The sequence below is a fragment of the Streptomyces clavuligerus genome (genome assembly GCF_005519465.1).
GTDB classification, from domain to species: Bacteria; Actinomycetota; Actinomycetes; order Streptomycetales; family Streptomycetaceae; genus Streptomyces; species Streptomyces clavuligerus.
This window is the reverse complement of sequence record NZ_CP027858.1, coordinates 5,525,545-5,540,445: the sequence shown is the minus strand read 5'-3', so window position 1 is coordinate 5,540,445 and position 14,901 is coordinate 5,525,545. Positions and strand designations below refer to the sequence as shown.

At 74.0% G+C, this 14,901-nt stretch carries 13 protein-coding genes; 1 reads left to right on the top strand and 12 read right to left on the bottom strand.

The window, feature by feature from the left end; all coding sequences use genetic code 11:
• Positions 1-689: 689 nt before the first annotated feature.
• Positions 690-1,775 (bottom strand): prephenate dehydrogenase, encoded by a 1,086-nt coding sequence (locus CRV15_RS23375; protein WP_003958408.1) that lies wholly within the window; start codon positions 1,773-1,775, stop codon positions 690-692.
• Positions 1,772-2,134: a chorismate mutase gene (gene aroH / locus CRV15_RS23370; RefSeq protein WP_003958409.1), complete on the bottom strand. Its 363-nt coding sequence runs from the start codon at positions 2,132-2,134 to the stop codon at positions 1,772-1,774. The genes CRV15_RS23375 and aroH overlap by 4 nt, the downstream gene beginning before the upstream one ends.
• Positions 2,135-2,326: 192 nt before the next feature.
• Between aroH and CRV15_RS23365 the strand changes: the two genes are divergently transcribed.
• Positions 2,327-3,019 (top strand): nucleotidyltransferase domain-containing protein, encoded by a 693-nt coding sequence (locus CRV15_RS23365; protein WP_003959940.1) that lies wholly within the window; start codon positions 2,327-2,329, stop codon positions 3,017-3,019.
• Between the two features lie 44 nt (positions 3,020-3,063).
• Here the strand turns inward: CRV15_RS23365 and CRV15_RS23360 are convergent, their stop codons facing one another.
• From CRV15_RS23360 to CRV15_RS23315, 10 genes are all read right to left on the bottom strand, one after another.
• Complete coding sequence (locus CRV15_RS23360; protein ID WP_003959941.1) at positions 3,064-4,098, bottom strand: ADP-ribosylglycohydrolase family protein; 1,035 nt, start codon at positions 4,096-4,098, stop codon at positions 3,064-3,066.
• Positions 4,095-4,910 (bottom strand): NUDIX hydrolase, encoded by an 816-nt coding sequence (locus CRV15_RS23355; RefSeq protein WP_003958412.1) that lies wholly within the window; start codon positions 4,908-4,910, stop codon positions 4,095-4,097. Before CRV15_RS23355 ends, CRV15_RS23360 begins: the two co-directional genes overlap by 4 nt.
• Before the next feature lie 205 nt (positions 4,911-5,115).
• The gene (locus CRV15_RS23350) at positions 5,116-6,246 is read right to left on the bottom strand and encodes a pseudouridine synthase (RefSeq protein ID WP_003958413.1); all 1,131 of its coding nucleotides are present in this window, start codon (positions 6,244-6,246) and stop codon (positions 5,116-5,118) included.
• A gap of 38 nt (positions 6,247-6,284) precedes the next feature.
• Positions 6,285-6,905: an SMC-Scp complex subunit ScpB gene (gene scpB, locus CRV15_RS23345; protein WP_230864210.1), complete on the bottom strand. Its 621-nt coding sequence runs from the start codon at positions 6,903-6,905 to the stop codon at positions 6,285-6,287.
• Positions 6,906-6,937: 32 nt separating this feature from the next.
• Positions 6,938-8,149 carry a segregation and condensation protein A gene (locus CRV15_RS23340; protein WP_003959943.1) on the bottom strand — a complete coding sequence of 404 codons (1,212 nt, stop codon included), beginning with the start codon at positions 8,147-8,149 and terminating at the stop codon, positions 6,938-6,940.
• Positions 8,150-8,251: 102 nt separating this feature from the next.
• A complete protein-coding gene (locus tag CRV15_RS23335; protein WP_003959944.1) occupies positions 8,252-8,806 on the bottom strand; it encodes a hypothetical protein in 555 nt (184 codons plus the stop codon).
• Positions 8,803-9,942: a ParA family protein gene (locus tag CRV15_RS23330; RefSeq protein ID WP_003959945.1), complete on the bottom strand. Its 1,140-nt coding sequence runs from the start codon at positions 9,940-9,942 to the stop codon at positions 8,803-8,805. Before CRV15_RS23330 ends, CRV15_RS23335 begins: the two co-directional genes overlap by 4 nt.
• Positions 9,943-10,343: 401 nt before the next feature.
• Positions 10,344-11,459 (bottom strand): alanine dehydrogenase, encoded by a 1,116-nt coding sequence (ald, locus tag CRV15_RS23325; protein ID WP_009995670.1) that lies wholly within the window; start codon positions 11,457-11,459, stop codon positions 10,344-10,346.
• A gap of 168 nt (positions 11,460-11,627) precedes the next feature.
• Entirely contained in the window at positions 11,628-13,853 is a 2,226-nt protein-coding gene (locus tag CRV15_RS23320) for a tetratricopeptide repeat protein (protein ID WP_003959947.1), read from the bottom strand.
• A 396-nt stretch (positions 13,854-14,249) separates the two neighbouring features.
• The gene (locus CRV15_RS23315; protein ID WP_009995672.1) at positions 14,250-14,888 is read right to left on the bottom strand and encodes an NUDIX domain-containing protein; all 639 of its coding nucleotides are present in this window, start codon (positions 14,886-14,888) and stop codon (positions 14,250-14,252) included.
• Between the last annotated feature and the right edge of the window lie 13 nt (positions 14,889-14,901).

Sequence of the window (14,901 nt, the reverse complement as noted above, 5' to 3'; positions counted from 1 at the left end):
GCGCGCCCGTGCGGACGGGGGTGTCGGCGGGTCGCCGGGGGGTGTGCGCGGCCGTACGGCGCCCCGGCGTGGCGGGCCGACGGGCGGGCCGCCACGCGGGGCGCGGCACCGGGCAGGGCACTCCCCCGTGCCCGGCGGCACCCCCGGCGCGGGGCCCCGGGCGGACGACACCATGGGGTCGGCACACCTGGTGCCGGAGGGACCGGCCACGCTCGCGCGGGGACTCCGCCGCCGCCGGTTCCACCATGAGCCGCACCGGGCCCGCCCGCTGCCCGCTGGCGTGCCCGATGCACGTCCTCGATACCGACGGCGGCCCGGCCCGACGGCGCACGGGACCGGTCGGGCCGGGTCGGACCGGCGCCGCCCCTCCGGCACAGCACTCCCCCGTGCCCGGCGGCACGGGCGGCGGCACCCCCGGCACAACGGCACACGGGACCGGGCGGGTCCGGGCCGTGCCGGCGCCGCCCCGTCCCTCCGGCACGGCACTGCCTGGGACCCGGCGGCACAGGGCCCCGGGCACAGCCCACCGCCCCTGCCCGGCCCGGGTGGAGGCTTCCTCCCCGCCGTGCGGCACCCCCGCGAGCGGGAGGCACACGTGGCCCGCTTCCGCGGCGCCGTCTTCGTCCTGCGTACGGCACTCCCGCGAGCGGGAGGCACCCCGGGCGGACGACGCCCTGGGCACGGCACTCCTAGTGGCGGATGGACCAGCCGCGCTCACGCAGGGTCGCCGAGAGCACCGCCGCCGCCGCGGGTTCCACCATGAGCTGCACCAGGCCCGCCTGCTGCCCGGTGGCGTGCTCGATCCGCACGTCCTCGATGTTGACGGCGGCCCGGCCCGCGTCGGCGAAGATCCGCGCCAGCTCGCCCGGCTCGTCGCTGATGAGGACCGCGACGATCTCGTACGCGGCGGGGGCGGCGCCGTGCTTGCCCGGGACCCGGGAGCGGCCCGCGTTGCCGCGCCGCAGCACGTCCTCGATGGCGCCGACCCCGTCCTCCCGCTTCGCCGGGTCCGCGGACGCGAGCGCGCGCAGCGCCGCCACCGTCCCGTCCAGGTCGGCGGCGATCCCGGAGAGCACGTCGGCCACCGGGCCGGGGTTGGCGGAGAGGATGTCGACCCACATCCGGGGGTCGGACGCGGCGATCCGGGTGACATCGCGGATGCCCTGGCCGCACAGGCGCACGGCCGTCTCGTCGGCCTCCCGCAGCCGCGCCGCGACCATGGAGGAGACGAGCTGCGGGGTGTGCGAGACGAGCGCCACGGCCCGGTCGTGGGCGTCGGCGTCCATCACGACGGGGACGGCCCGGCAGAGCGCCACCAGCTCCAGCGCCAGATTGAGCACCTCGGTGTCCGTCACCGGGGTGGGCGTCAGCACCCAGGGCCGCCCCTCGAAGAGGTCGGCGGTGGCCGCGAGCGGCCCGGAGCGCTCCTTGCCGGACATGGGGTGGGTGCCGATGTACGAGGAGAGGTCCAGCGACAGGGCCTCCAGCTCGCGCCGGGGGCCGCCCTTGACGCTGGCGACGTCGAGGTAGCCGCGGGCGATCCCGGCGCGCATGGCGTCGGCGAGCGCGGTCGCGGTGAGCGCCGGGGGGACGGCGACGACCGCGAGGTCCACCGGCCCCTCCAGCGGGTCGTCCGTGCCCGCGCCGAGGGCGGCGGCGGTACGGGCCCGCTCGGGGTCGTGGTCGATGAGGTGGACGGTGACACCCCGGCCGGACAGGGCCAGGGCGGCGGACGTGCCGATCAGTCCGGTTCCGATGACGGCTGCGGTTCTCACTGGGCGATGTCCTTGCGGAGAGCGGCGGCGGCACCGAGGTACACATGGGTGATCTCGGACCGTTCCAGGCCGGAGTCGACATGGGCGAGTATCCGGACGACCCGGGGCATGGCGCTGGCGACGTCCATCTCCTGGGCGCAGATCAACGGGACGTCGACGATGCCCAGGCCGCGGGCCGCGGCGGCGGGGAAGCCGCTGCGCAGATCGGGTGTGGCGGTGAACCAGACGCTGATCAGGTCGTCCTCGTCGATGCCGTTCCGCTCCAGGATGGCGGTGAGCAGGGCGCTGACCCGCTCGTCCATGTGCCCGGCCTCGTCGCGTTCCAGTTGGACGGCCCCTCGGACCGCGCGTACCGCCACCGTCTGCTCCCTGCCCGTGCTCGTCCGGCCCGTCGTGCCGGTCCGCTGCCCCGGCGCTTCCGGATGCTCCGTTCAGCCTATTCGGCGAGGGGTGCCCGGCGCCCCCGCACCCCTTCGCCGCAGCGCCGGGCCACCCCCTCACCTCAGGGAAAAAGCGCAGCTCAGCGGGGAGAAGGGACCTACGGTGAGGGCGTGACCCCGGAAGAGCTGATACACGAGCACACGATCTATTCCTGCGTCATGGGTTCGCGGGCCTTCGGGCTCGCGACCGACGGCAGCGACATCGACCGGCGGGGTGTCTTCCTCGCGCCCACCGCGCTGTACTGGCGGTTCGAGAAGCCGCCCCGCCATGTGGAGGGGCCCGCCGAGGAGCAGTTCTCCTGGGAGCTGGAACGCTTCTGCGAGCTGGCGCTGCGGGCGAACCCGAACATCCTGGAGTGTCTGCACTCCCCGCTCGTGGAACGGATCGACGCCACCGGACGGGAGCTGCGGGAGCTGCGCGGGGCCTTTCTCTCCCGGCAGGTCCACGAGACGTTCACCGGCTACGCCCTGGGGCAGCGGCGGCGGCTGGAGGGGCAGCTCCGGGAGGGGGGCGTGCCGCGCTGGAAGCACGCCATGCATCTGCTGCGGCTGCTGGCCTCCTGCCGGGAGCTGCTGCGCACGGGCGAGCTGGTCCTCGACGTCGGCGCGGAGCGCGAACGGCTGCTCGCGGTCAAGCGGGGCGAGGTGGGCTGGCCCGAGGTCGAGTCCTGGATGCACCGCACGGCGGACGAGGTGGAGCGGGCGGTGGCCCGCTCCCCGCTGCCCGCCGCGCCGGACCGCGCCCGGGTCGAGGACTTCCTGGTGCGGACGCGCCGGGCGTCGGCGCTCGGGCGGCCCGGCTGAGGCTCCGGCGGAGCTTCCCCCGGGGGCACGGCCGGGCAGCGGCGTCAGGCGTCCCAGAGCGCTCCCAGGGAGAGCAGGTCGCTGCGGTACTCGATCCGCTCGGCCCACTCCTTGGGCCAGGCGTCGGCGCCCAGGTGGGCCCCGGCGAGCGCCCCGGTGATCGCGGCGATGGAGTCGGAGTCGCCCCGGGTGCAGGCCGCGCGGCGCAGCGCGGCGACCGGCTCCCCGGGGAGGAGCAGGAAGCAGTGGAGGGCGCTCGCCAGGGCCTCCTCGGCGATCCAGCCGTCCCCGGTGGTCCGGCAGGGGTCGGCCTCCGGGTCCGGGGCGGCGAGCGCGTCCGTGAGCCGGTCCAGCGCGGTCAGGCACTCGTCCCAGCCCCGGGCGATGAACGCCTCCGGGCTCGGGTCGGGCGCGAGCGTCCACAGCGCGCCGAGCCAGTGCTCGTGGTAGCGGGTGCGGTTCTCGTACGCGTACGACCGCAGCCGTCCCACGAGCTGCTCCGGCTGGGCGCCCCTGACCAGCAGATGGATGGCGCGGGCGGTGAGGTCGGCGGCGGCGAGCGCCGTGGGGTGGCCGTGGGTGAGCGCGGACTGGAGCTGGGCGGCCCCGGCGCGCTGCTGGTCGCTGAGGCCGGGGACGAGCCCGATGGGCGCGACCCGCATATTGGCGCCGCAGCCCTTGGAGCCGATCTGGGTGGCCCGGAGCCAGGGCAGCCGTCCGTCGGCGAGCTGTTCGCAGGCGACCATGCAGGTGTGGCCGGGCATGCGGTTGTTCTCCGGGGAGCGGGACCAGGCGATGTACTCGTCGCGCAGCGGTCCGGTCAGCCGGGGACCGGTGAGCAGTCCCCGGTCCATGGCGGTGCGCACGGCACGGCCCACGGCCAGGGTCATCTGGGTGTCGTCGCTGACGAAGGCGGGCCGGGGCAGGTCCATGCCGCGCCAGGGCCCGGCCTTGGCCAGGATGGCGGGGACGTCGTTGAACTCGGTGGGGAAGCCGAGGGCGTCCCCGAGGGCGAGACCGATCAGCGAGCCGGTGGCGGCCTGCCGGGTGACGGTCCTGGCGGTCCAGAGGGTGGTCATGGCTGCGGGCGTCCTTCCGGTCGCAGGAGCGGAGGGTGCAGCGCGGACGCGGGGCCCGCGCGGTAGAGCGCGGCCGGTTTGCCCCGGCCGCCGGTGCGGCGCGGCGGGCCCTCGACGGCTTCCACGAAGCCGGGTGTGGCGAGGACCTTCCGCCGGAAGTTGGGACGGTCGAGCGGGACGCCCCAGACCGTCTCGTACACCTGCTGGAGCTCCCCGAGGGTGAACTCGGGGGGACAGAAGCCGGTGGCGAGACAGGTGTATTCGAGCTTGGCCCGGATGCGGTCGTGGGCGTCGGCCAGAATCCGGTCGTGGTCGAAGGCGAGCGGGCCGGTCCGGTCGCGCGGCACCCACTGGGCGTGGGCCGCGTCCCCGCCGCCGCGCGGTTCGGGCAGATCGGGCAGGAGGGCGGTGTAGGCGACGGAGACGACCCGCATCCTGGGGTCGCGGCCGGGGTCGCTGTAGGTGCGGAGCTGTTCGAGGTGGAGGCCGTGGACGGTGTCGTGGCCGAGGCCGGTCTCCTCCGCCAGCTCCCGGCGCGCGGCCGATCCGGCGGACTCCTCGGGCCGGACGAAGCCGCCGGGGAGGGCCCAGGCGCCCCGGTAGGGGGACTCGCCGCGCCGGACCAGCAGGACCTGGAGGCGGGAGTCACGGACGGTGAGGACGGCGAGGTCGACGGTGACCGCGAAGGGCGGGAAGGCGCGCGGGTCGTAGGGCTGCCCGTCCTGCCCTTCCTGGTCGTCCTCCTCGTCGTCCCGCGCGGCGGCGGCCCGTCCGTCCGCCTCCCGTACGCCCTGGCGCTGATGGGTGGTCATCGGCCACGCTCCCCCGGGCCGGAGCGTCAGCTTCCGGCCACTTCAGTGGTCAACTCGACCAAAAAGAATGGTCAGGGTGACTATAAACAGGCCGGAAGAGTCGGCACAAGACACGGGAAGCCCGCGACCCGGTCGGGTCGCGGGCTTCTCCGGGTCGCCCGCCGGTCACGGGCGGACGGCGCCCCGGTACGGGGCCGGGCCGGTATTACAGGCCGACTTCCTTCATCAGCATGCCGACCTCGGTGTTGCTGAGCCGGCGCAGCCAGCCGGACTTCTGGTCGCCGAGCCCGATCGGCCCGAAGGCCGTGCGCACCAGCCGGTCGACCGGGAAGCCCGCCTCGGCCAGCATCCGGCGCACGATGTGCTTCCGGCCCTCGTGCAGGGTGACCTCGACCAGGTAGTTCTTGCCGGTGTTCTCGACCACCCGGAAGTGGTCGGCGCGGGCGTACCCGTCCTCCAGCGCGATGCCGTCCTTCAGCCGCTTGCCCAGCTCGCGCGGGAGCGGCCCCTGGATCGCGGCGAGATAGGTCTTCTTCACGCCGTAACGGGGGTGGGTCAGCCGGTGCGCCAGCTCGCCGTGGTTGGTGAGCAGGATGATGCCCTCGGTCTCCGTGTCGAGCCTGCCGACGTGGAAGAGCCGGGTCTCACGGTTGGTGACGTAGTCGCCGAGGCACTGCCGTCCGTCGGGGTCCTCCATCGTGGAGACGACACCGGCGGGCTTGTTCAGCGCGAAGAACAGATACGACTGGGTCGCCACGGTCAGCCCGTCGACCTTGATCTCGTCGTTCTCCGGGTCGACACGCACCCCCTGCTCGATCACGATCGAGCCGTTGACCTCGACCCGTCCGGCCTCGATCAGCTCCTCACAGGCGCGGCGGGAGCCGACACCGGCCCGCGCGAGCACCTTCTGGAGCCGCTCGCCCTCCTGCTCCCCGAAGGTCTTCGGGGTCTTGATCTCCGGCCGGTTCGCGTACCGCTCCCGGTTGCGCTCCTCGGCCCGCGCATCGTACTCGCGGGAGCGCGCCGGGGCCGTGCGTCCGCCGCGCCCGCGCTGGGGCGACTGGGACTGCTTGGGGCCGCCCTTGGCGCCGCCGCGGGCCGCCGTGCCGCGGCCCTTCCGCTCGCCGCCGCCCCCGTCCCCGCCGGGACCGCCGGAGAATCCGCCCACGTCGTAGCGGCGCTCCTCGGGACGGGGCCGGCCGGTGCGCTTCTGCTGCTTGTCGTCACGGCCGTTCCCGGCGCCCCGGTAGTTGCCGCGCCCGGCGCCCGTGCCTCCGCTGCCGCCCCGGTCGCCCCGGCCGCCGCTGTTCCCGCTGTTCCTGCCGCTGCTTCGCATCAAAGTTCCGTCGTTGGATTGTCTGGATGTCGGTCGTGTCAGTCGTGCCGGTCGTGCTGGTCGTCCCGGCCGTCCTCGTCGGCCGTGCCGCCCAGGACCCCCATGCCCTCCTCGGCGTGGTCGTCCGGAGCGTCCGGATCGAACGACGGTACGCCTTCCGCCGTCTCGGCCTCGACCGCGTCGGCCTCGGGGAGGAAGGGCGCCAGCTCCGGCAGCTCGTCCAGGCCGCGCAGGCCCATCCGCTCCAGGAAGTGGTTCGTCGTCCTGTACAGGATCGCACCTGTTTCGGGTTCCGTGCCCGCCTCCTCGACCAGACCGCGCTGGAGCAGCGTCCGCAGCACGCCGTCGCAGTTCACACCGCGCACCGCGGAGACCCTGGAGCGGCTGACCGGCTGGCGGTAGGCGACGACCGCGAGGGTCTCCAGGGCCGCCTGGGTGAGCCGGGCCTGCTGGCCGTCGAGGACGAAGCGCTCCACGGCGGCGGAGTGCTCGGGACGGGAGTAGAAGCGCCAGCCGCCCGCGACGAGCCGCAGCTCGAAACCCCGCCCCTGGACGGTGTACTCGTCGGCCAGCTCGCGCAGCGCGTCGGCGACGGCCCTGCGGGGGTGTTCGAGGATCTTGGCGAGGTGCTCCTCGGTGGCGGGTTCGTCCACCACCATCAGCACGGCCTCCAGGGCGGGCTTGAGATCGCTCACGCCGGGTCCTTCCCCTTCTCCGCTGCCTCGGCCTGCTCGGCCTGCTCGGTTCCCGTGTCCGCCGTCCGCCCCGCCGCCGGGTCCCGGGGGCTGTCGGGGGGACGGTCGAACTCGTCCGTGACGGTCGCCGCGCCGTCCCCGCCGGTCCAGGTGACGATCAGCTCGCCGAGGGCGTCCTCCTGCTCCAGCGCGACCGCCCGGTCCCGGTACAGCTCCAGCAGGGCGAGGAAGCGGGCGACGACGGTGAGGGTGTCCTCGGTGCCCTCGGCCAGCTCGCGGAAGGTGGCCCGGCCCCGTTCCCGCAGCAGCGCGACCACGATCCGGGCCTGCTCGCGCACGCTGACCAGGGGGGCGTGGATGTGGTCGACATAGAGCTGCGGCCGGGGCCGGGGCCGGGCCGCCTTGGCCGCGAGCCTCGCGAACCCCTCGGCGCCGATGCTGATGACCACCTCGGGCAGCAGATCGGCGTGGTGCGGCTCCAGCCCGACGGTCCGGGGGAAACGGCGGCCCTCGGCGTCCAGGCGATCGGCGAGGATTCCGGCGATCTGCTTGTACGCGCGGTACTGGAGCAGCCGGGCGAAGAGCAGGTCCCGGGCCTCCAGCAGGGCGAGGTCGGCCTCGTCCTCGACCTCGGCGGCGGGCAGCAGCCGGGCCGCCTTGAGGTCGAGCAGGGTCGCGGCGACCACCAGGAACTCGGTGGTCTGGTCGAGGTCCCAGTCGTCGCCCAGGGCCCGGATGTACGTCATGAACTCGTCGGTGACCCTGGAGAGGGCGACCTCCGTCACATCCAGCTTGTGCTTGGAGATGAGCTGGAGGAGGAGGTCGAAGGGCCCCTCGAAGTTGGCGAGCCGCACCGTGAACCGGCGGTCCTCCCCGGGCGCGCCCTCCGCCGCCCCGTTCGCCCCATCCGATTCGTCCGCCCAGCCCGGTTCACCCGTTTCACCCGTGCCGTCGCTGTCGTCGCTGTCGTCGGCGGGGACGTCGTCGGCAGGGGCGTCGTCGGCAGGGGTGTCCCGCACCGGCCCACGCGGTACGGGACCGTCCTGCACGGGAATGTCCTGCACGGGGATGTCCGGTACGGGGTCCGCTGCCGGGCACTCCGGGGGCTCCGGGGGCGCGCAGGACTCGTCCCGTTCCGTCTCCGGGGCCGCCCCGGGACCCCGGCCCAGGGTGCGACGCGGGGGTCGGGGCAGGTCGGTCGGGGGCATCGACGGTCCAAACGCGGGGAAGGGCGAGGGAGCGGGCGGCCCACCGCGGCGGCCGGTCCGCCGGACGGCGGGCCGGTGCGAGGGGCCAGCGCGAGGCTACCCTCAGCGCCCCCGCAGCCGACGGACGAGAATGCTCGCGTCGCCGCGCTGTTCCAGATCGGCGAGGACCACGGCCACGGCCTCGCGCACGATCCGCCCGCGGTCCACCGCGAGTCCGTGCTCACCGCGCAGCACCAGCCGCGCGTGTTCGAGGTCCATCAGCTCCTCGGCCGAGACATAGACCGTGATCTTCTCGTCATGGCGTTCCCGCCCGCTGGGGCGGCGGTTCGCCCGGCCCCGGGGGGCGCGGCGCGCCGGGGCGGCGGCGCTTTCCTGCGCGGGCTGGGCGGTCTGCGGGCGGCGCCCCCTGGCCGCGGCGGACGCGGGCTGCGCCGGGGCCTCCTCGGCCCGGCCGCGGCCCTCACCGCCGCCGCCGGACCCGGATGCCGGGTGCTCCTGGGCACCGGGCCCCGCCGCCGGGGTCTCCAGCGGGTCGCTCTCCCCCGCCGGGGCGGGCACCCTCGGCTCGCCCGCCGTCGGCCTGGTGCGCGGCGACGACGGCTGGAGGGCCGTCCCCCCGGTGGTGCGGAACAGCTCGTCGGCGCCGGGCAGACTCACTCGGCGTGACACCGGGCGAGCACCTCCCTGGCGAGCTGGCGGTACGCTGCGGCGCCGACCGAGTTCGACGCGTAGGTGGTGATGGGCTCACCGGCCACGGTGGTCTCCGGGAAACGCACGGTGCGCCCGATGACGGTGTGGTAGACGTGGTCGCCGAACGCCTCGACCACCCGGGCCAGCACCTCACGGCTGTGCACGGTGCGCGAGTCGTACATCGTGGCGAGGATGCCGTCCAGCTCCAGTTCGGGGTTGAGCCGCTCCTGGACCTTCTCGATGGTCTCGGTGAGCAGTGCCACCCCGCGCAGCGCGAAGAACTCGCACTCCAGCGGGACGATCACCTTGTGGGCCGCCGTCAGGGCGTTGACCGTGAGCAGACCGAGGGACGGCTGACAGTCGATCACGATGTAGTCGTAGTCCGACATCAGGGGCTTGAGCGCCCGCTGAAGGGTCGACTCGCGCGCGACCTCGCTCACGAGCTGGACCTCGGCGGCCGACAGGTCGATGTTGCTCGGCAGCAGGTCCATATTGGGCACGGCCGTCTTGAGCAGTACCTCGTCCGCCGACATGCCCCGCTCCATGAGCAGGTTGTAGACGGTCAGGTCCAGTTCCATCGGGTTGACGCCGAGACCGACGGAGAGGGCGCCCTGCGGGTCGAAGTCGACCAGCAGGACCCGCCGTCCGTACTCCGCGAGCGCGGCACCCAGGTTGATGGTCGACGTGGTCTTGCCCACGCCGCCCTTCTGGTTGCACATCGCGATGATCTTCGCGGGTCCGTGGTCGGTCAGCGGGCCCGGGATCGGGAAGTACGGCAGGGGCCGCCCGGTGGGACCGATCCGCTCACGGCGCTGGCGCGCGGCGTCGGGCGCGAGGGTGGCCGCGTACTCGGGGTCGGGCTCGTATTCGGCGTCGGGGTCGTAGAAGTGCCCCTCGGGGAGTTCCTCGTAGGCGGCGAAGTGGGTGGACTCTCGGCCACTCTCGTTGCCGGCCGTGGCGTTCACGTGTAGGCCGTCCATCATCTTCATCGTGTGGGCTGTCGTCATGCGCGGGGTGTCCTGGCGGGTCGCGAGGGATGCGCGGGAACGGACCGCCGCGGAGCCGACAGCGCCCGGTCCGGACGCCGGGTGCACTCCCCTCATGGGCGTGACCGCGTGACCGCCTCCGGGAGTAAATGTCGACTCATTCACAAGTCGTCTTGCCTCCTTTGGACGTGACCAGGACTTTATCGATAGGTCAGCGTGGCACCATGCCGACGGTTGGCGACTCTATGGCGTGTCACCGCTCCGCAGCAACACAATCCGCCGGAAGCGGCCCGATGTGTCGGCAACGGAACACCGTTCTGTCAAGGGTGCGGGACCATCCGGACACCGTGTGTCGCGGGGCTTCGCGAGGGGTGCGAATCGGCTGAAGGGTTGCGTACGCGGCGAGTTGGGGCCGCCCGCCGGGGTCCGGACACACCTCCGGCCGGACCTCAGGGGGCAAGGTCCGGCCGGGGGAGTGATGTTGACGGCTCGGGTTGACCGGCCGGGGCGGCGCCGCGTCAGCCGATGAGCGTGCGCAGCTCGGTGCGGGGCAGCCCGTGGGCCTCGGCCACCGGGCCGTAGACGACCTGTCCGTCATGGGTGTTGAGGCCCAGCGCCAGCGCCGGGTCCCGGCGCAGCGCCTCGGCCCAGCCCCGGTTGGCCAGCTCGACGATGTACGGCAGCGTCGCGTTGGTGAGCGCGTACGTCGAGGTGTTCGGGACCGCGCCGGGCATGTTGGCGACGCAGTAGAAGACCGAGTTGTGGACGGTGAAGGTCGGCTCGGCGTGGGTGGTGGGACGCGAGTCCTCGAAGCAGCCGCCCTGGTCGATCGCGATGTCGACAAGGACACTTCCGGGCTTCATCTTGGCGACGAGCTCGTTGGTGACCAGCTTGGGGGCCTTGGCGCCGGGGATGAGCACCGCGCCGATGACGAGGTCGGCCTGGACGACGGCCTGCTCCAGCTCATAGGCGTTGGAGACGATCGTCTGGACCTTGGTGCCGAAGACCTTGTCGGCCTCGCGGAGCTTGTTGATGTCCTTGTCGAGCAGGGTGACATGGAAGCCCATGCCCACGGCTATCTGGGTGGCGCTCCAGCCGGAGACACCGGCGCCGATGACGACGGCGCGGCCCGCGTGGGTGCCCGGGACACCGCCCGGCAGGATGCCCCGGCCACCGGCCGAGCGCATCAGGTGGTAGGCGCCGACCTGCGGCGAGAGGCGGCCCGCGACCTCGGACATCGGGGCGAGCAGCGGCAGGGCGCGGCTCGCGGTCTCGACCGTCTCGTAGGCGATCGCGGTGGTGCCGGAGGCCAGCAGCGCGTCGGTGCACTCGCGGGAGGCGGCGAGGTGGAGATAGGTGAAGAGGGTCTGGTCCTTGCGGAGGCGGTGGTACTCCTCCGCGATCGGCTCCTTGACCTTCAGCAGCAGGTCGGCGGTGGCCCACACCTCGTCGGCCGTGGGCAGGATGCGGGCACCGGCGGCAAGGTACTCGTCGTCCGTGATGGAGGAGCCGACACCGGCGTTCTGCTCGACGAGGACCTCGTGGCCGTGGCGCACCAGCTCGTGCACACCGGCGGGGGTGATCGCCACCCGGAACTCGTTGTTCTTGACCTCGCGGGGGATGCCGACCTTCACGTCGATCACGGTCCTTGGCTCAGGGGGATACAGGGAACACAGGGGGTAACCCAGGGGGGGTAATTCCATACATACCCGGGCGCAAGGCACGCACCGGGAGACACCACGGAAAAGACGCGGTGGAGCCAGTTTAATGAAGGAAGACTCGGTGTCTAGCCTTACAAACCACTAATCTTCGACGAAGGCGCTACGGATTTCGCAGGCAGAACCCCCTCTTCTCCCTTCTGTAGATCTTTGCTGGCCGCCCTGATCCCCCCGTTCCCCTTGATTCCCTTGATTCCCCTGCTCCACCCGCCCCTCCCGCTCCCCGGCCGACTCCCCGCGCGCCTGCCGCTCCCGCTCCGCGCCCCTGTCACCCTTGTCACGTGTCCGGGCCCCGTCCGGCTCAGCCTCCGCGCCGCCGGGGCCGTCGAGCCGTTCGAGCAGGCGCTCCGCCGCGCCCCGGTGCAACCGGGCACCGGCCGGATCGCCCAGATGCTCCCGGGTATCTGCCAGACGGAGCTGTAGCGCGGCTTGAAGCCGCAGGTCACCGGCTTGACGGGCCCACTCGACCGCTTCCTGGCAGGTGCGCAGCGACTCCTGGGGGCGGCCCGCGTACTCCTGCACCCGGGCGACCTCGCTCAGGGCCCGCGCCTGGGAGGGGAGATCGCCCACCCTGCGGTACCCGGCGACGGACGCGCGCCAGTGGCGCAGGGCCTCGCCGTAGCGGCCCGCGTAGGTGTGGACGGTGGCGAGCCGCCCGTACAGCCGGGCCTCGTCGGCGCGCTCGCCCCGGGACTGGCGTTCCACCAGGGCCCTGCCGTACCAGTCGGCGGCCCGGTTCCAGTCCCCCAGCTCCTGGTGGGCGCCGCCTACGGATTCCATCGCGCGGCCGATCGCATAGGGGTCCCGCGCGGCCCGTCCGGCGTCCAGCGCGGCCCGATAGCGGGCGAGCGCCTCCTCGGTCCGTCCGGTCGCGGCGTCCAGGTCGGCCAGGTTGAGCAGGGCGGCGGCCCGCTCGCGGTGCAGCCCCCGGCGCTCGGCGACGGAGAGCACCAGCCGGTGCAGGGCGTACAGCTCGGGGGCGGCGGCCTCGGTGCCCCGGTGCGCGGCCAGCGCCCGGACCAGCGCGGAGACCAGCCGTCGCGCGAGGGTGTCCAGCTCGCCGTCGGCCACGGCGACCCGGGCCGCCGCCAGCAGCGCGCCCTGCCGCAGCCGCAGCCACTCCGCGGCGGCGGCCGGGTGCGGGAACCGCAGCCCGGCGGGCATCCTGGCGACCGCCTCCCGGGCCGCCGCGTCCTCCGGTTCGGTGACCGCGCGGCAGGCGTGGAGCTGCCGTACGGTCCGCTCCAGCATCCGGGCCCGGGCCAGGTGCACCTCCTCGGGCTTGTCGGTGCTGCCGGTCAGCGCGATCAGCAGCGGGGCCAGCGCGCCCGGCACCCGGTAGCGCTCCCCGGCGCGGTGCAGCAGCCCGAGGGCCGTGAGACCGTCCAGCGCCTCCTGGGCCTGGGTGAGCGAGCAGCCGCCGAGCGAGGACGCCGTGTGCGCGTCGGCGAGCCCGGCGGGGGCGAGGTGGAGCAGCCGCAGCATCCGGGCGGTGGGCCGCGGCAGCGACGCGTACGCCAGCCGGAAGGCGCGGACCAGCGGGCGGGCGACACCGGGCGGGCCCTCGCCCTCGTCGGGCAGCGCGCGCAGCTGCCGGGTGGCGTCGGCGACGGAGAGGGAGGGGCGGGCGGCGAGCCAGCCGCCGACCAGGACCAGGGCGGCGGGCTGTCCGCCGCACTCCTCGGCGACGGACTCGGCGGCCTGCGGGTCGACGGTGACCCGTACGGACCCGGCGTACCCGGTGAGCAGTTCGATGGCCGCCTTGGGGTCCAGGCCGCCGACGGTGCAGGGCCGCACTCCGGGGATGCCGGTGAGGGGGCCGTCCGAGACGGCGACGACGAGGCAGGCGGAGACATCGGGGAGCAGGGGGTCGACCTGTTCGGCGTCGGCCGCGTCATCGAGCAGGATCACACCCCGGCGGCCCGCGGCCTCCTGCCGGAAGAGGTGCGACAGCTCGTCCCCGTCCGCGCCGGGAGGGCCCTGGACCCCGAGGGCGTCGAGCAGTTCGCGGGCGGTCTCCTCGGTGGGGACCCGGCGTCCGCCGGGTTCGGTGAGCCGGGCCCGCAGCACCCCGTCGGGGTAGTCGGCGGCGACCGTGGCGATCAGTCGCTCGGCGAGCGCGGTCCGCCCGGAGCCGGGCCGTCCGGCGATCAGGAGCACCCGTGCGCGCGGGGCGCCGCGGCCCGCGATGGTGTCCAGGCCCGCCCGCTGGATGTCGGCCCGCAGGGAGGCCAACTCCCGCTGCCGGCCGCAGAACTGACCCCGGGACGCGTCGGCCCGGCCGCCCGAGTCCACCGCTTGATCCGTCACGGGCCACGCTCCCGTTCAGTCCGTGCGTCTGTCGGCCCGCGGGGAATCCACGCGGGCTCCGACGAGCGTAGTTCACTCTCTGCGACGGATCGGAAGGAGCGTGTCCGTCATATCACCTGATCGGATCAGCAGATGGAACGATGATCCGACCGGTAGCGCCGGATGGACCTGTCCGGGCCGCTTCCGGGGGCCGGGCGCGGCGGACGCCCCGAGCCCCGGAAGCGGCCGGGGACAGCGGGGCCGCCCGGACCCCGCTGCGCCCCGCACGTCCCCGCACGTCCCCGCACGTCCCCGGGCACTGTCGGACGCCCTCGGCGGAGTCGTCGGTGGAGTCGTCGGAAGTCCTCGGGCGTTCTCAGGTGTTCTTCGGGCGTTCTCGGGTGTTCTCGGGTGTTCTCAGGCGTCGAAGGGGCGGGCCGGCCAGGGGGCGTCCGCCGGGCGCAGGGCGTCGAATCCCTCGCCCGCGAGCGCGGTGGCCGCCGCGAGCACCCCCACCACCAGGCAGTTGTTGTGCAGCTCCCCCGCGAGCGCCCCGCGCACCAGATCGGTCAGCGGCACCCGCGCCAGCTCCATGTCGGCCTCCTCCTCGGAGACGTCGAAGCGCTCGCCCTCGGCGTCCGACAGCTCCCGGGCGAGGAAGATCCGTACGGCCTCGTCGCAGCCGCCGGGCGTGGTGTAGACGTCGATCAGCACCCGCCAGTCCTCGGCCTTGACATGGGTCTCCTCGTACAGCTCGCGCTGTGCCGCGTGGAGCGGGTTCTCCCCGGGTACGTCGAGCAGCCCGGCCGGGATCTCCCACAGCTTCTGGCGCACGGGGTGCCGATACTGGCGGAGCACCACGACGCGGCCGTCCCCGTCGAGGGCGAGCACGGCGACCGAGCCCGGGTGGACCTGGTAGTCGCGGCGTACCACCGAGCCGTCGGGCATGACCACGTCGTCCGTGCGGACGCTGGTCTTGTTGCCCCGGAACGGGGTCGCGGTCGCGGTGACGCGCCACTCCTCGGGGGTGTCCTCGATGATCGCGGGCCTGTCCATGTGCGCTGTCCTC